Source organism: Sulfitobacter brevis (genome assembly GCF_900112755.1).
GTDB lineage: Bacteria > Pseudomonadota > Alphaproteobacteria > Rhodobacterales > Rhodobacteraceae > Sulfitobacter > Sulfitobacter brevis.
Genome location: NZ_FOMW01000010.1, coordinates 51,638 through 67,972, shown reverse-complemented (window position 1 = coordinate 67,972; position 16,335 = coordinate 51,638). Strand labels below are relative to the sequence as shown.

General features: G+C 59.1%; 19 protein-coding genes. 5 read left to right on the top strand and 14 right to left on the bottom strand.

Annotated elements, in window-relative coordinates; all coding sequences use genetic code 11:
* Positions 1 to 15: 15 nt before the first annotated feature.
* Positions 16 to 714 (bottom strand): COQ9 family protein, encoded by a 699-nt coding sequence (locus BM174_RS14200; protein WP_093924518.1) that lies wholly within the window; start codon positions 712 to 714, stop codon positions 16 to 18.
* A 172-nt stretch (positions 715 to 886) separates the two neighbouring features.
* Positions 887 to 1,348, bottom strand: a complete 462-nt coding sequence (locus BM174_RS14195; RefSeq protein WP_093924517.1) for an Lrp/AsnC family transcriptional regulator — start codon at positions 1,346 to 1,348, stop codon at positions 887 to 889.
* 138 nt (positions 1,349 to 1,486) lie between these two features.
* Between BM174_RS14195 and ald the strand changes: the two genes are divergently transcribed.
* Positions 1,487 to 2,605, top strand: a complete 1,119-nt coding sequence (gene ald / locus BM174_RS14190) for an alanine dehydrogenase (protein ID WP_093924516.1) — start codon at positions 1,487 to 1,489, stop codon at positions 2,603 to 2,605.
* A gap of 74 nt (positions 2,606 to 2,679) precedes the next feature.
* Here the strand turns inward: ald and mscL are convergent, their stop codons facing one another.
* Positions 2,680 to 3,111, bottom strand: a complete 432-nt coding sequence (mscL, locus tag BM174_RS14185) for a large conductance mechanosensitive channel protein MscL (protein WP_093924515.1) — start codon at positions 3,109 to 3,111, stop codon at positions 2,680 to 2,682.
* Between the two features lie 150 nt (positions 3,112 to 3,261).
* On the opposite strand from mscL, the gene BM174_RS14180 reads away from it, so the two are divergent.
* Positions 3,262 to 3,960 (top strand): glutathione S-transferase family protein, encoded by a 699-nt coding sequence (locus BM174_RS14180; RefSeq protein ID WP_093924514.1) that lies wholly within the window; start codon positions 3,262 to 3,264, stop codon positions 3,958 to 3,960.
* A gap of 21 nt (positions 3,961 to 3,981) precedes the next feature.
* Here BM174_RS14180 and BM174_RS14175 read toward each other — a convergent pair whose 3' ends face one another.
* From BM174_RS14175 to rpmI, 6 genes are all read right to left on the bottom strand, one after another.
* Positions 3,982 to 4,431: a YtoQ family protein gene (locus BM174_RS14175; RefSeq protein WP_093924513.1), complete on the bottom strand. Its 450-nt coding sequence runs from the start codon at positions 4,429 to 4,431 to the stop codon at positions 3,982 to 3,984.
* Positions 4,432 to 4,452: 21 nt separating this feature from the next.
* Positions 4,453 to 6,852: a phenylalanine--tRNA ligase subunit beta gene (gene pheT / locus BM174_RS14170; RefSeq protein ID WP_093924512.1), complete on the bottom strand. Its 2,400-nt coding sequence runs from the start codon at positions 6,850 to 6,852 to the stop codon at positions 4,453 to 4,455.
* Positions 6,849 to 7,379, bottom strand: a complete 531-nt coding sequence (locus tag BM174_RS14165) for a hypothetical protein (protein WP_093924511.1) — start codon at positions 7,377 to 7,379, stop codon at positions 6,849 to 6,851. The genes pheT and BM174_RS14165 overlap by 4 nt, the downstream gene beginning before the upstream one ends.
* Positions 7,380 to 8,453: a phenylalanine--tRNA ligase subunit alpha gene (gene pheS / locus BM174_RS14160; RefSeq protein ID WP_093924510.1), complete on the bottom strand. Its 1,074-nt coding sequence runs from the start codon at positions 8,451 to 8,453 to the stop codon at positions 7,380 to 7,382. It abuts the gene before it with no gap.
* 201 nt (positions 8,454 to 8,654) lie between these two features.
* Complete coding sequence (rplT, locus tag BM174_RS14155) at positions 8,655 to 9,020, bottom strand: 50S ribosomal protein L20 (protein WP_093924509.1); 366 nt, start codon at positions 9,018 to 9,020, stop codon at positions 8,655 to 8,657.
* A gap of 15 nt (positions 9,021 to 9,035) precedes the next feature.
* The gene (gene rpmI, locus BM174_RS14150) at positions 9,036 to 9,236 is read right to left on the bottom strand and encodes a 50S ribosomal protein L35 (protein WP_093924508.1); all 201 of its coding nucleotides are present in this window, start codon (positions 9,234 to 9,236) and stop codon (positions 9,036 to 9,038) included.
* 183 nt (positions 9,237 to 9,419) lie between these two features.
* On the opposite strand from rpmI, the gene BM174_RS14145 reads away from it, so the two are divergent.
* Entirely contained in the window at positions 9,420 to 9,791 is a 372-nt protein-coding gene (locus BM174_RS14145; protein WP_093924507.1) for a nuclear transport factor 2 family protein, read from the top strand.
* 3 nt (positions 9,792 to 9,794) lie between these two features.
* Here BM174_RS14145 and BM174_RS14140 read toward each other — a convergent pair whose 3' ends face one another.
* Positions 9,795 to 10,019, bottom strand: coding sequence for a hypothetical protein (locus BM174_RS14140; protein ID WP_093924506.1), 225 nt, complete (start codon positions 10,017 to 10,019; stop codon positions 9,795 to 9,797).
* 30 nt (positions 10,020 to 10,049) lie between these two features.
* A complete protein-coding gene (gene pyk / locus BM174_RS14135; RefSeq protein WP_093924505.1) occupies positions 10,050 to 11,495 on the bottom strand; it encodes a pyruvate kinase in 1,446 nt (481 codons plus the stop codon).
* A 165-nt stretch (positions 11,496 to 11,660) separates the two neighbouring features.
* On the opposite strand from pyk, the gene BM174_RS14130 reads away from it, so the two are divergent.
* A complete protein-coding gene (locus BM174_RS14130) occupies positions 11,661 to 11,975 on the top strand; it encodes a DUF1244 domain-containing protein (protein ID WP_093924504.1) in 315 nt (104 codons plus the stop codon).
* Between the two features lie 140 nt (positions 11,976 to 12,115).
* Complete coding sequence (locus BM174_RS14125) at positions 12,116 to 13,141, top strand: calcium-binding protein (protein ID WP_093924503.1); 1,026 nt, start codon at positions 12,116 to 12,118, stop codon at positions 13,139 to 13,141.
* A gap of 66 nt (positions 13,142 to 13,207) precedes the next feature.
* Here the strand turns inward: BM174_RS14125 and BM174_RS14120 are convergent, their stop codons facing one another.
* From BM174_RS14120 to dgcN, 3 genes are read right to left on the bottom strand one after another with little or no spacing between them, the layout of a single operon-like run.
* Positions 13,208 to 14,065: a D-amino-acid transaminase gene (locus BM174_RS14120; protein ID WP_093924502.1), complete on the bottom strand. Its 858-nt coding sequence runs from the start codon at positions 14,063 to 14,065 to the stop codon at positions 13,208 to 13,210.
* Between the two features lie 4 nt (positions 14,066 to 14,069).
* Positions 14,070 to 15,035: an N-acetyl-D-Glu racemase DgcA gene (gene dgcA, locus BM174_RS14115; protein WP_093924501.1), complete on the bottom strand. Its 966-nt coding sequence runs from the start codon at positions 15,033 to 15,035 to the stop codon at positions 14,070 to 14,072.
* Positions 15,036 to 15,093: 58 nt separating this feature from the next.
* Positions 15,094 to 16,095 (bottom strand): N-acetyltransferase DgcN, encoded by a 1,002-nt coding sequence (gene dgcN / locus BM174_RS14110; protein ID WP_093924500.1) that lies wholly within the window; start codon positions 16,093 to 16,095, stop codon positions 15,094 to 15,096.
* Positions 16,096 to 16,335 lie beyond the last annotated feature (240 nt).

Here is a 16,335-nt window from a genome sequence, read left to right as displayed (position 1 = left end):
AAGGCTGGGCGTGCCTCAGGGCCGTGGTGGTGTCCATGACCCGGGATAGTCCGAGCGGGAGAAGCGGGACGGTGCCTTGATCTGACCCAGCAGCCAGTTCGGCCCCGCCATCAAACGGCTGAGCGTCGGACTTTCCCGCACCTGTGCTTTCAACTTTTCGATCTGCATCACATCGTTAATCCGGCGATCAAGGAAGGCCCACGTCGCAACCTGATCGGCACTGTTATCGCCCAGCCAATAAAGCACGGTGGCCGAATACACCCCGCTCAGCGTGGCGCGTTTGGTGTACCAGTTCACGTCGTCCGAGGTGTCGCCCAGCGCGGTCCAGATCGCATCCGCCGTGCCCCAGATCAGCTTGGCCCCATCGGGCGCATGTTGCGGCAGTGCAAAAAGCGTCGTGCCACGGCGCACCAACTCACGGTCCTCCACCAGTTCTAGCCGCTTGCGTAGCGCAGCGGTGATCCGGTCGCGGAATTTCATCTCGGTCAAGTCTGCGGTTTTCAGCCAGTCCAGCATCAGCGTGTCGCCGCGTTTGTGATAGGCCACCGCCAGATCGACCGCGCCGCGCGGGCACAGCGCCCGCGCCACTGCCGCATCTATGCCAGCATCTTCGATTGCGGCAGTAAATGTGGCCTCGGCCCAGCCATCAAAGGGCACATGTGGCAGCGCCGCATCGAGCAGCTTGTCTTTGGGATTCGGCAAGGACTCGGTCATGTCGGTCTCCTTTACGAGAGGGCAGCGGAGCGTGAGGACAGCAATGGCGCCCGCGATAGGGTGGCAAATTTGATATAGGGTGCGATGCGCAGATTGCCGGAAATTCCTCGCAACCTTACCCTATATATCCGGCGGAAACCACAAGCAGCTTTGGGGCTCGGGAGAAGCAGCGTCAGGTGATTGGCAAAGCGGTGGTTTTACACACAGTCCGCAGGGCAAAGCTCGATTGCATTTGTCCGACACCTGGCAAGCGGGCGAGATGCTGGCGATGAATGCGGGCAAAATCCTCGGTATCTTCGGCCACGACCTTCAACAAGTAATCCGCCGCCCCCGCCATCAGATGACATTCCAACACGTCAGGTATCCGCGCCACGGCCTTTTCAAAGGCATCAAGCACTACGTCGGCTTGACCCTGCAAGGTAATCTCAACAAAAACCGTCGTCGGCATGCCCAATTTACGCGGGTCCAGCAGCGCCACATAGTCGCGGATATAGCCGGCTTTCTCCATCCGTTGCACGCGGCGGTGACAGGCCGACGGGGACAGATGCACATCTTCCGAGAGGTCGGCATTTGAGAGCCTGCCGTTACGCTGCAAGGCACGCAAAATACGGCGGTCGATCTCGTCCAAAGACATAAGCGCAAAACTTTCGCGTTGAGGTGGCTTTCTGCGCAATACTATTCGAAAGATCACACCCGAGGCGACCCTAATTCGTCACCAATTGCAGGGCGCTATCATTACCCTAGGGCAACAATAAAACAGGGAGTTGTCACTATGAAAATCGGTTGCCCGACAGAGATTAAACCACAGGAATTTCGCGTTGGTATGACACCGAGCGCTGCGATGGAAGCAGTGCAGGCGGGCCACGGTGTGATCGTGCAGGCCGGCGCGGGTATTGGCGCAGGATTTGCTGACGCCGACTATGAGGCGGCAGGTGCCACCATCATCGACACCGCCGCAGAGATTTTCGCCAGTGCCGATATGATCGTCAAAGTGAAAGAGCCACAGGCAGGCGAGCGCAAGATGCTGCGCGAAGGCCAGTTGCTGTTTACTTATCTGCACCTTGCCCCCGACCCAGAGCAGACCAAAGACCTGCTGGCGTCGGGCTGTACTGCCATCGCCTATGAAACCGTGACCGACCGTATGGGCGGGTTGCCCCTGCTGGCCCCGATGTCCGAAGTTGCGGGTCGTCTGGCACCGCAAGTCGGCGCATGGACGCTGCAAAAAGCCAATGGCGGGCGTGGTGTGCTGATGGGCGGCGTGCCCGGTGTTGGCCCTGCGAAAGTTATGGTCATCGGCGGCGGTGTTGTCGGCACCCACGCGGCGCGGATCGCGGCCGGTATGGGCGCGGATGTAACCGTGCTCGACCGCTCCCTGCCCCGCATGCGCTATCTTGATGACGTTTATGGCGGCACCTTCAAAACCTCCTATGCCTCGGCTGCCAATACCATCGAGCTGGCCCGCGAGGCCGATATGATCATCGGCGCGGTGCTGATCCCCGGTGCAGCAGCGCCCAAGCTGATCAGCCGCGCACAGTTGAGCGAATTGAAGCCCGGTGCGGTGCTGGTAGACGTGGCGATTGACCAAGGCGGTTGTTTCGAGACCTCCAAGGCCACCACCCACCAAGACCCGATTTATGAGGTCGACGGCATCATGCATTACTGCGTGGCCAACATGCCGGGCGCGGTTGCGCGCACCTCAACCATTGCGCTGGGCAATGCCACCATGCCGTTCATGCTGGCGCTGGCAAACAAGGGCTGGCGTCAGGCCTGCGCGGATGATGCGCACCTGAAGGCGGGTCTGAACGTCCATGCGGGCAAGCTGACCTATGCCGCCGTGGGCGAAGCGCTGGGCATGGAAAGCATTACCGCAGACGAGGCGATAGCGGGCTGAAGCCGCAAGCTAAATGGTAAAACGACAAAAGGCCCGCGGATCCCAGCGGGCCTTTTGATTGAGCGCCGATTAGGTCAGCTCTTCGCGAGTTGATCGCGGATTTGCAGCAACACGTCGAGCTGGCTTGGTCCGGTGTGGACCTCCGGCGCCACGTCATCGGGCCGCTCCGCTGCCGATTTGATCCGATTTACGAACTTCACCAGCATGAACACCACAAAGGCGATGATCAGGAAGTTGATACAGGCGGTGATGAAAGCGCCATAAGCAAAGATCGCGGCACCGCTCTCACGGGCAGCATCAAGCCCCGCGCCTGAAGGCACGTCGCCCGACAACACGACATACATGCTGGTAAAATCAACGCCGCCCAATACCAGACCGATGATCGGGTTGATCAGGTCGCTAACAAGGCTGTTGACGATGGCGGTAAACGCCGCACCGATGATGATACCGACCGCCAGGTCCATGACATTGCCCTTGGCGATGAAGTCCTTAAATTCTTGAAGCATTTGGTTGTCCCTCGTTCCGATTATTCTGGTTGTATTTGGCCCGCTCGGTTCGCGCCTGCACAGGCATTAGCACAAGATTGCACAAATCGGCCACTGTCTCCGTAGGGAAGAAATCCTATATATAATGGGTTGAAACACAGGAGCCCGCAGATGACAGACCTTTCCGCCTTTCCGATTACCAAGAAATGGCCGCCGCAAAATTCGGACGTGATCCAGCTTTATTCCTTTCCTACCCCGAATGGGGTCAAGGCCTCGATCGCGCTGGAGGAAATGGGGCTACCTTATGAGGCGCACCGCGTCACCCTGTCAGACGCCGATGTGAAAAGCCCCGAGTTTCTGTCGCTGAATCCCAACAACAAAATCCCCGCGATCATTGACCCCGACGGGCCGGACGGCGCGCCCATCGGGTTGTTCGAATCTGGTGCGATCCTGATCTATCTGGCGGAGAAGTCAGGCAAGCTGATGGGGACCAACGCCACCGAAAAAGCGCATGTGATCCAGTGGCTTATGTTCCAGATGGGGGGCCTTGGCCCGATGCTGGGGCAGCTTGGTTTCTTCTATAAATTCGCTGGATCGCAGTGGGAGGACAAACGCCCCCAGCAACGCTACATCGACGAAGCCAAGCGCCTGCTGGCGGTGCTGAACCTTGAACTGGCGGGCAAGGATTGGGTCGCGGGCGATTATTCCATCGCCGATATCGCCATCGTGCCATGGCTGCGCGGGCTCGACTTTTATGGCGCGAAAGAAGCAGTCGGCTGGGACGACCACAATAATCTGGTGGACTACGTGCAGCGGTTCGAGGCGCGCCCAGCAGTGCAAAAGGGTCTGGTCACACCGTCGCGCGACTGATCGCCAAACAGGCAGCCCGCATTACGCAGGCAGGCTGCCTGACAGCACATAGCGCAGGATTTCTACGACCTGACGCGGCTCCGTCGCCACGGCGAGAGCGGCGGCATCCACCTCTTTCAAAGCATGGGCATGCTCAGCCCCGTGCAGAATGATCAACGACTTGCCCAGAGCAGCCGCATAGCCCGCGTCAAAGGCCGCGTTCCACTGCTTGTACTGCTCGCCAAAGCGCACCACGACCACATCGGCTTCCGCAATACCCTTGCGGGTACGGATTGCGTTGATCTGCGCGCCTTTGCGGTCATGCCAGAACTTGTTGTCCTCGGCCCCGAGGATCGCCACGCCGCAATCATCGCTGGCGGCGTGGTCGGTGACAGGGCCGCTAAACACCACATCCAGCCCAGTCGCGCCTTGCGTGATCTGTTCGCGCCAATCGGTGTGGATTTCGCCGGAGAGATATACCTTGAGGGTCATAACGGTCCTTTCGCCTTCGTTTCAGCCGCGCAGTACGCCGCCTGTCGCCTTGGTGACTTTCTCGACAACCTTGGCACCTACGGCTTCGATATCGGCATCCTTGAGCGTCTTGTCGACAGGTTGCATCCGCACCGTGATCGCGAGGGATTTCTTGCCCTCGCCAAGGCTGCCGCCGATAAATTCATCAAACACGCGGACGTCTTCGATCAGTGCCTTGTCGGCCCCCATCGCGGCATTCACCAGCGTCAGCGCCTCGACAGCTTCATCTACGACAAAGGCAAAGTCACGCTCTACCGCCTGTAAATCACTGACGTTCAGCGCCGGACGGGTTGCGCCCTTGCTGCGCGGCAATGGCACCTCGGCAGGCCACAGGGTAAAGCCCATTGCCGGACCTTTGACATCCATCGCGGCCAGCACCTTGGGGTGAATTTCGCCAAAGACGCCCAAGACCTTCTTCGGGCCCAAGCAAATCAGCCCGTGACGGCCCGGATGCCACCACGCATCGCCGCCGCGCAGGATCTGCACCTTGGCAGGCGCACCCATCGCGGCAAGCACCGCCTCGGCGTCGGCCTTAACGTCATAGACATCGACAGCCCGCGCAGCACCGTGCACATCCTTGGGCCCTGTGCGACCAACCAGCAAACCGCTGACCATCGCCACCTGCTCCCCCGGCTCACCGCCGTGGAACGCGGGGCCGACCTCAAACAGCGCCATATCGGCGATGCCGCGTGCCTGATTGCGGGCCGCTGCCTGCAACAGACCGGGCAACAAGGCGGGCCGCATATGGCTCATGTCGCTGCTGATCGGGTTTTCCAGCCGCGTCGCATCGGTGCCCCCCCCGAACAGCGCTGCCGAGGCTTGATCAATGAAGCTATAGCTAACGCATTCGTTATAGCCGAGTGCGGCACAGGTCCGCCGTGCATTTACCTCACGGCGCTGCATTTGCGACAGCACGGGGCGCGGCACGCCTGCCGACAGACGCGGCAAAGGACGCCCCTCAAGCTTGGTGAGGGACGCAATCCGTGCGACTTCTTCGACCAGATCGGCCTCGCCCTGAACATCGGGGCGCCAGCTGGGCACATGGGCCATATTGCCCTCCAGCCGGAAGCCGAGCGCGGTCAGCGTCTGGCGTTGTTCATTCTCGGGGATGGTCATGCCGACCAGCGACTGCACCCGCGCGACGTCAAGTTTATAGGCCCGCGACGTATCCGGCACCTTGCCCGCGATCACCACCTCGGAAGCCTCGCCGCCCGCGTGATCAAGGATCATCCGCGTCGCGTGCTCGATGCCGTAAGGCGTCCACTCAGGGTCAATCCCGCGCTCGAAACGGTAACGCGCGTCGGAGTTGATCTTGAGCGCGCGGCCGGTATAGGCGGTGCGGATCGTGTCGAAATAAGCCGCCTCGATGAAGACGTTGGTGGTCTCTTCGGTCACGCCAGTCTCCAGCCCGCCCATCACGCCGCCAATACTCTGCACGCCATTCGCGTCAGAGATTACGGTCATGTCGGCCTGAAACGTATAGCTCTTGTCGTCGAGACCCATCATTTCCTCGCCACCCTTGGCGCGGTGCACGCGCAAGGTATCACCCGCGATTTTATCCGCGTCGAACACATGCAGCGGGCGGTTGCGGTCATAGGTGAAGAAGTTGGTTACATCGACGAGGAAGGAGATCGGACGCAGCCCGATGGCGCGCAGCACATCCTGCAACCACACCGGCGACGGGGCGTTTTTCACGCCTCGGATCAGACGGCCATAAAACACCGGACACTGCTCAAGTGTGTCGTCGTCGATGGTGACCTTGATCGGAGAGGCAAAGGCCCCCTCCACCGCTGCCGTATCGCGGTTTTTCAGCTTGCCCAAACCGCGTGCCGCCAGATCGCGGGCAATGCCGCGCACGCCAAGCGCATCGGGGCGGTTGGGGGTGATGGCGATCTCGATCACCGGATCGACCTTGGCAGGGTCGTTCTTGGCCAGCCAGTCGATGAAGCGCTCGCCAACCTCGCCCGAGGGCAGTTCGATGATGCCGTCGTGCTCTTCGGAAAGCTCCAACTCGCGCTCAGAGGCCATCATGCCGAAGCTTTCGATGCCACGGATAGTTCCGACGCCAATGGTGGTGTCGATCCCCGGCACGTAAACGCCCGGCTTGGCGACCACGACGGTGATGCCTTCGCGGGCATTTGGTGCGCCACAGATGATCTGCTGCACGCCTTCGTCGGTGTCCACTTGGCAGACGCGCAGACGGTCGGCGTCGGGGTGCTTTTCCGCCGATTTGACATAGCCGAGGGTAAAATCCGCCAGCTTGGCGCCGGGGTTCTCGACGCCTTCGACTTCGAGACCGAGGTCGGTGAGGGCATAGGTGATTTCATCAATCGACGCCGTGGTGTCGAGATGGTCCTTGAGCCAGGAGAGAGTGAATTTCATTGTGGTTTCTCCTCCACTGGAGTCATTGTGAAAAAGGCGTTTATCGCTTCTTGAGCCGCCTGTTCAGTCTCATTAGTAATATCTTTGCGTATAGACAGAATGGCTGCACGTCTTGCCTTTTGAGAGGGTTTGAAAGCGTCGCGACCTTCTGGGTGGCCTACACTTGCCGATGCGTGTTTCTTGGAACCAAGTTTGCCCAATACGAAGTTCTGATATTCCAACAACGATTTAAGGTATTGTTGGCATGCAGAAATAACATATGGCGGTCCGTAGAAGATGACCTCGTAACTTGACGCTACTACTTTCGGGTATGCATCCAAAATACCGGCGTCCTCTCCTTCATAGAGGCTGCTGGCGAGTAAAGAGTGGTGAGCGGTAATGGATGTCACGAACCGCTGATAAGCGGCTAGCTTTTCACTGTGCTCCTTTAAATTCCGATCTTTCTTTTTTTGATACGGATAGGCCACAAAAGCAACGAGCAGCGCCGTCGCGGATGCGATTGACGCAGCAGCAAGTGTCCACCACATCTACCTACTCAACCCACCATGCAAATTCGGCTGATCCAAGCTCGCGAACCCGTAGTGCCGCAACCAACGCAGGTCTGAATCAAAGAACGCCCGCAAATCAGGGATGCCGTATTTCAACATCGCGATGCGGTCGATGCCCATGCCAAAGGCGAAGCCCTGCCATTTGTCGGGGTCCACGCCGCCTGCCTGCAACACCTTGGGGTGCACCATGCCGGAGCCGAGCACTTCCATCCAGCCGTCGCCCTCGCCGATGCGCAGCTGGCCGTCGACCCATGAACACTGGATATCGACCTCAGCCGAAGGCTCGGTGAAGGGAAAGTGCGACGCGCGGAAACGGGTTTTGATTCCGTCGATCTCGAAGAACGCGGCGAAGAATTCCTCAAGCGTCCACTTGAGGTTCGCCATGGAGATATCCTTGTCGATCGCCAGCCCTTCGACCTGATGGAACATCGGCGTGTGCGTCTGGTCGTAGTCGGCGCGGTACACACCGCCGGGGCAGATGATGCGCAGCGGCGCGCCTTCGGCCTCCATCGTGCGGATCTGCACTGGTGACGTATGGGTGCGCAGCACATGCGGCGGGCGCTCGTCGCCCTCGGCGCGGGCCATATAGAAGGTGTCCATCTCGGCGCGGGCGGGGTGGTGGCCGGGGATGTTAAGCGCGTCGAAGTTATACCAATCGGTGTCGATGCGCGGGCCTTCGGCAACCGAAAAACCCATTTCGGCAAAGATCGCGGTCAGCTCTTCGGTGACCTGGCTTACCGGATGAATGGTGCCTTGGCGGCGGCTGCGATTGGGCAGGGTCACGTCGAGCCATTCGGTACGCAGACGCTCGTCGAGTGCGGCATCGCCAAGGGCGGCCTTTTTCGCGCCCAACGCCGAGTTGATTTCGTCCTTGAGGGCATTGAGCGCGGGGCCAGCAGTCTGCCGTTCCTCGGGGCTCATCTTGCCCAACTCACGCATTTTCAGCGCCACCTCACCCTTTTTGCCAACAGCAGCGAGGCGGATGTCCTCCAGCGCGGATTCGTCACGCGCATCGGCAATCTGGCTGAGGTATTTTTGCTTGAGATCATCCATAGTCACGTCGTCCTTGCTGGTGTCGCTGCGGTGCTACCAGAAAACTTGTTAAATACAAGGGCACAGGGGGTCGTTTGCGCCCTGCGCGGGGGGTCGTTTGCGCCCTGCACGGGGGGCCGTGCCTGCGATCCGCCCCGCCCAAAGAAAAAGCCGCCCCGAGACCGGAGCGGCTTGATCGAATGTCAAACGTCGTGGCGCGGTTTACGCGGCCAGCGCGTCCTGTGCCTGCTTCACGATCGCACCGAAAGCATCGGGCTCGTGTACGGCGAGATCGGCCAGAACCTTACGGTCCACTTCGATGCCAGCCAGCGACAGACCATTGATGAAACGGCTGTATGTCAGCTCGGCATCGTGGCTACGCACAGCCGCGTTGATCCGCTGGATCCACAGAGCGCGGAAATTCCGCTTGCGGTTCTTCCGGTCGCGCGTGGCGTACTGGTTGGCCTTGTCGACCGCCTGAGTGGCGACCTTGAATACATTGGAACGACGACCATAATAGCCTTTTGCGGCTTTGATGATCTTCTTGTGGCGGGCGTGGGTGACTGTACCACCTTTTACTCGGGACATATCAGCTCTCCTCTATCAGCGGTCGTAGGGCATAAAGCCCTTGATGATCTTTGCATCGGGCGCTGACAGTGTTGTCGTGCCGCGTGCGTTACGGATGAATTTGTTGCTCCGCTTGATCATGCCGTGCTGTTTGCCAGCCTGGCTGCCGATGACTTTGCCGGTCGCCGAGATCTTGAAGCGCTTTTTGGCGCTCGATTTCGTCTTCATCTTGGGCATTTCCGTCTCCTACTTTTGGTTCGGTTTACGCGCGACTCGGCATGCCACATTGGCCGGACGCGCGGTTAAGATGCGCCGTATATGGGTGTTATGGTGGTTTGACAAGGGGGTGAAATACGCGGTGCCGTGCTATCTGTCTGGTTAAGCGCTAATGTGACACTGCCTTTGCCAAGGATCTACACCATGAATGACACCAACGATACCAAAGAAACCATCACCGCCCTTGAGCGCGCCGTTTGGAATGCGCTGGTTGAGGCCAATACAAAAGCCGATCATGCCCTGCTGGCCTCGGATTTTCTTGGCGTGCATTCAGATGGTTTTGCCACCAAGCAAGATCACACCAGCCAGTTGGCTGATGGCCCCTCGGTCGCGTGGTATGAATTTGAAAGCGTTCAGGTGCGCCGCCTCGGCACGGATCATGCGTTGATCAGCTACCGTGCCGATTTCCGGCGCCCCGACGAGACCGGCACCGAGACCATGTACGTCAGCTCGATCTGGGAGCAGACCGCGACGGGGTGGCTCAATATCTTTAGCCAGGACTCGCCCAAGGACTGACCCTCAAGGCATATACCGTGCGACCACACTGACAAACACGTCAGGCACCTCATCAAGTTGAATGCCGCCCGGCTTGGACTGCGCAGCGTATAGGATCAGCCCGCCAGCGATCAAAACTGTCAGGGCCGACGCCCGTGGCGCGCGTTTGTCCGACAGGGCGGACATGATGGACGGGATCGAGAAAGCCGCGATCACGACCCCGAGTACCAATGCCAGATCAGGGTCCATAGGGCCCTCCTTCGTAGGTGCAAGTGCAGCCTACTCTGGATCAGAAGCGTAAATCAAACGTTCGTCGCAGGGGGCAACCCGCAAAATATTGGTACTGCCCGGCACATTGAAGGGCACGCCTGCGGTGACAACAATATGATCGTCCTCGCTTGCGAAGCCTTCGGAGCGGGCGGCGAGCACGGCGCTGACCACGGCGAGCTTGAAGCGATCATGTGGATCGGTGATCACGCAGTTGCAGCCCCAGCTCAGCGCGAGACGCCGCGCGGTGCCCACCAGCGGGGTCAGCGCAATGATCGGCACACGAGGCCGCTCCCGCGCGGTTAAAAGGGCGGTTGTGCCACTTTGGGTGAAACAACAGATCGCCTTGATGTCGGTGGTTTCCGCAATTTCTCGCGCGGCGGCGACGATGCCATCGGCCACGGTTTCACGGTCGGCCTTACGGGAGGATTCAATAATTTCCGTATAGGTCGGGTCCAGCTCGACCTCGGTGGCGACCTTGTCCATCGTGGTCACGGCCTCGATCGGGTAATCGCCCGCAGCGGACTCGGCGCTGAGCATCACTGCATCAGCCCCTTCATAGATCGCTGTGGCCACATCGCTGACCTCAGCGCGGGTCGGCATCGGGCTTTCGATCATCGATTCGAGCATCTGTGTCGCGACGATCACCGGCTTGGCAGCGGCACGGCAGCGGCGCACCAGACGCTTCTGGATCGGCGGCACATTCTGCACCGGCAGTTCCACCCCCAGATCGCCACGCGCGACCATGATGCCATCACTCACAGCGAGGATCTCCTCGAACCGCTCAACGGCATTTGGTTTTTCAATTTTGGACATGATCGCCGCACGCCCGCGGACCAGATCACGCGCTTCCAACACATCTGCGGGGCGCTGGACGAAAGACAGGGCCAGCCAATCGACACCCAGCTCACAGGCAAACTCCAGATCGGCGCGGTCCTTTTCCGACAGCGCGGCCAAAGGCAGCTCGACATCCGGTACGTTCACGCCCTTGCGGTTGGAGATAGTGCCGCCAGTGATTACCTCACAATTGGCGAAATCGGAACCACATTCCTTGACTTTAAGCCTGATCTTGCCGTCATTGACCAGCAAGCTCGCCCCAACCTCAAGGGCTGCAAAAATCTCGGGGTGCGGCAGACAGACCCGAGCGGAATTGCCCTCTGCCGGATCAAGATCGAGCCGGAAGTCAGCGCCTTCGGACAGCAACTCGCTATCGCCCGAAAACACCCCAACCCGCAATTTCGGCCCCTGCAAGTCAGCCAGAATGCCGATGGTCGAGCCAGTGCGCTTTTCGACTTCGCGGATAATCGCATGTTTCTGGGCAATCTCGGCATGGCTGCCGTGGCTCATATTCAGCCGGAACACATCCGCCCCCGCGCGATGCAACGCCTCGATCATCTCAAGCGTTTCGGAAGAAGGCCCAAGGGTTGCCACGATCTTTACGTTGCGACTGCGTCTCATATGGTGCGTCCTCGTTTGGCGGATTGGCGCTGTGCCGTTACTTTGCGGTTGGTGTTAGCGGTAACACATGTTTGCTACCGGCTCCACTCCTGCAGTAGAACATATTTACGGTTTCTCAAGTGTGACCTGCCCTCACCGCCCGATCAATCCCCCAAGGAGGTCCCGATGGACAACCAGACAGTAATTGAATTGCAAGCCGCTGCCTTTCGCCGCCTGCAACAGCATTTGATGCAACACCGCACCGATGTGCAGAACATCGATATGATGAACCTCGCCGGATTTTGCCGCAACTGCCTGAGCCGCTGGTATCAAGAAGCCGCCAACGAACGTGGCATTGAAATGGACAAGGACGAAGCCCGCGAGCTTTTCTACGGAATGACAATGGACGCGTGGAAGGCCCAGCATCAGACCGACGCGGGGGACGCACAGAAAGAAGCGTTCAAAACCGCGTTCAAGGAAAACGTCGAAGACAAAGGCTGAGCCGTCCGCAATCGCGGCGGCAAGGGCGCATTGGTGCGATTTTGGAAACAGTAGCGCGTAATTGTTGCCGCTAAAGGTTTGGCGATCAGGCTTTCTTCGGTTAACGTTTTTGAAGATTTTTGTCCAAAAACTGGTGATTTATGTTGGCCTTTGCGCTGCTCCCCGCCCTTCTGGGTCTCGTTTTGATTGTCGACTACATTTCCGATGATGATGACAGTGAAACCCCCAACGCCTTGCCGGATGAGCCGGTTCAGGTTGCGGATGACATCGCCGAATTCAGGGGGACCACCGGCGCAGATACCATAACGGCGCGGGAAGCCGGCGGCACCATCCGCAGTGGCGGGGGCGATGACCTTGTTACCGGCAGTGACACCGCCATCGATCTGGTCTTTGGCGGCGACGGAAATGATCAGGTCAGCACTGGCGGCGGCGATGACGAAGTTCACGGCGGCGCAGGCGACGATCTGCTTGAAGGCGGGAGCGGCAACGACAATCTCCTTGGCAACGATGGCCAGGACAAACTTTATGGCGGCGCAGGAAACGATCTGGTGCGCGGTCAAGAAGGTGACGACCAGGTTTTTGGTGGCGATGGCGACGATACGATCAGCGGCAATTATGGCAACGATTACGTTGACATGGGCGATGGCGACGATACCAGCCAGCTTTACGGCTATGCGTCACAGGGGGACGATACGGTCTTGGGAGGCGCGGGCAATGACACGCTGATCGAAGGCGAAGGACGAGACGTGCTCGATGGCGGAGCGGGCGACGATCTGATCCGCGCTATTGATGGACACAATCCCGTATTTCAAAGAAATTTGATCGGGTCGGATGACGTCTTTGGCGGTGCAGGCAATGACACCTTGCAGATCGATGACGGGGATATAGTGATCGGCGGTGCGGGCGAGGATCTGTTTCACATCCAACGCAGCTATATCGGCCTGCAAAACGCAGTCGATATCCGCGATTTCGACACTGCCGAAGACACCCTGTTGGTCGAATATGACGACGAATCCATTGGCGATGTGGCGGTGGTCTTTGACGCCAAAACCGAAACTGTGCAAATCACCATCGGGTCAGAGGTTGTCGCCACGCTCGCTGGTCTTACAGCAGCAGATGTCCCCGACATAGAATTCGCCGTCTTAACGACCGGCTTCAGGAACTAGCGAAGCAACGGGTGCAAACAACGCTGCACCAGCCCGTTGTTCGAGCTGGTGCAGGATTTTCTAAACTCAGACAGCCGCTTTGCGCATCTCGTCGAGGTATATCTCGCGCAACCGCGGTGCGACACGACCCGGTGTGCCATCGCCCAAAGCCACGCCATCAATCTCGACCACGGGCATTACAAATGCACTGGCCGACGTCGTAAATGCTTCATCAGCTTGCTGCGCCTCATCGATCGTGAAGTTGCGCTCCTCAACGACCATCTGCGCCTCATTCGCGAACCGCAAAACAGCGGCGCGGGTAATGCCATGCAGGATGTCGTTCGACAGCGCGCGGGTGATGATCTTGTTGTCTTTAACGATATAGGCGTTGTTCGAAGTACCTTCGGTCACGAAGCCCTCCTCAACCATCCACGCATCATCACAGCCCGCTTTTTTGGCCATCATCTTGCCCATCGACGGATACAAAAGCTGTACAGTCTTAATGTCGCGACGGCCCCAGCGGATATCCTCGATCGAGATGATTTTGATGCCCTTTTTGGCAACAGGATTATCGGCCAATCCGGGCTTGTTCTGGGTAAAGAGCACGATGGTCGGCTCAGTTTCGGGCGCCGGATAGGCAAAGTCGCGATCGCCGTCCGAGCCGCGGGTAATCTGTAAATAGATCAGCCCTTCGGTAATTTCATTAGCGCGCACCAACTCGCGATGCACCTCCAGCAGATCGTCCTTGCTGATCGGGTTACGCATTTCCAGCGCCTCAAGCGAACGCTGCAACCGTACCGCATGGCCGTCGAAATCAATCAGCTTGCCATCCAGCACGCTGGTCACTTCATAGACGCCGTCGGCCATCAAAAACCCGCGGTCAAAGATCGAGACCTTGGCTTCGGTTTCCGGCAGATAGTCCCCGTTCACATAAACAGTGCGCATCGCATCAACCCCACAATTCCTTGGCAGGTGGATGCACCCCCGCACCGTCAAATGTCAAAGGATTTTCACGGTCCTCGGCCAGCAACAACGGGCCATCCAGATCGACGACCTCGGCCCCCTGCGCCACCAGAACTGCCGGCGCCATCGCCAGTGACGACCCGACCATACAGCCGACCATCACGCCAAACCCCTCGGCCCGCGCCGCATCGCGTAAGGCCAGCGCCTCGGTCAGACCACCGGTCTTATCCAGCTTGATGTTAATGACGTCATACTTGCCCTTCAATTTGGCCAAACTGTCGCGATCATGGCAGGATTCGTCGGCACAGACAGGCACAGGCCGCGCCATGCCGAGCAGGGCATCATCCTCACCCGCTGGCAAAGGCTGCTCAACCAACGTCACCCCGAGCCGCACCAGATGCGGCGCGAGATCGGCATAAACTTCAGCAGACCAACCCTCGTTGGCATCCACGATGATTGTCGCATTGGGCGCCCCCGCCCGTACCGCCTCAAGCCGCGGCATGTCATCGGGGGTGCCCAATTTAATCTTCAACAAGGGCCGAAACGCGTTCTTTGCCGCCTGCGTCTGCATTGCCTCGGGTGTGTCTAGCGACAGGGTATAGGCGGTCACCATCGGCTTTGGCGCTGCCAATCCGGCCAACTCCCACACCCGCTTGCCCTGCTGCTTTGCCGCCAGGTCCCACAGCGCACAATCAACGGCATTACGCGCGGCCCCCGCAGGCAAAAGATCGTAAAGCGCCTCCCGCGACGGATCACCGGCCAAAGCCTCGATCTGCGCCGTCACACTTTCCAAGGTTTCGCCATAGCGGGCATAGGGCACACATTCGCCCCAGCCCTGATGCGCCCCGTCGTCAATCCGCACCGTCAAAACCTGCGCCTCGGTCCGCGACCCGCGCGAGATCGTAAAAACCTGCGCCAGCTTGAACACATCCCGACTTACTTCCAAGCGCATCGCTCATCCTTCATTTGGCTAAGAAAACTCAAATCCACCTGCGCAAAAACCACTGCGCTTACAATTCTGCAAGTGCTTCGGCCAACCGCGCGGCACCCTCGCGGTACGGATCAACTGCTGGCAGACCCAAACGCGCTTCCACCTCGGCCAGATAGCTTTTGGCATCCGCCTCCGACAAATGCTGCGTGTTGATCGAGATACCGACAACCTTGCACGCGGGGTTCGCGACCTGCGCCAGCGTCAGCGCCATATCCCGCACTGCTTCCAGTGTTGGAAGTTTATAGCCAGGCAGACCGCGCATATGTTCGCGGGTCGGCTCGTGGCACAGGATCAATGCATCCGGCTGGCCTCCGTGGATCAATGCCAAGGTCACACCAGAATAGCTCACGTGAAACAGGCTGCCCTGCCCCTCGATGATGTCCCAGTGATCGGGATCGTTGGCAGGCGTCAAATACTCAACAGCTCCGGCCATGAAATCGGCCACCACCGCATCCAGCGGCACGCCCGATCCGGTGATCAGAATACCGGTCTGGCCAGTGGCGCGGAAGGTGCTGTTCATGCCCCGTGCGCGCATCGCCTCGTCCAGCGCCAGTGCAGTGTACATCTTGCCGACGGAGCAATCTGTCCCCACGGCCAGCACGCGCTTGCCCGCCCGTTTGGTGCCATCGGCAATCGGGTACTGAACGTTTGGCACCCGCACGTCATGCAGGGTGCTGCCACTAACCTGCGAGGCCGCAACGAGGTCGCCTTCGTTCGCCAGAAGATTATGCAGACCCGAAGCAAGATCGAACCCCATCTGCAGCGCTTCGATGAGCACATCTTTCCAAGCCTGCGAAATTACCCCGCCACGGTTGGCAACGCCGATTACCAAAGTGCGTGCTCCGGCCTCTTTCCCCTCGGCAAGTGTCAGATCTTTGAGACCGAGGTCGGCCTTACAGCCCGCCATCCGGAACTGGCCCACTGCATTTTCCGGACGCCAATCCTTGATGCCTTGTGCGACTTTCGCGGCAAGCGGGTCTGGGGCATCGCCCAAGAACAACAGATACGGGGTTTCGATCATGGGGATATCTCCGGATAGGGGGGCTTTGGGTCAGTTTAGGCGCAGCATGCTGCATGCGCATTGCAAATCCAACACTCGAACGGCTTTCTGCGCGAAGAAAGTATGCAGGGGGCTCGTTCAGCGCAAAAATCTTGCGCGGGCGTGCTTGAACCCAAGCCTCGGCGTTCCGCTGCAATGCAGAATAACCTTGCGAAAGGCCGCGTAACTTAATATCCCGCAGCAAACGTAAATCGCAACTTT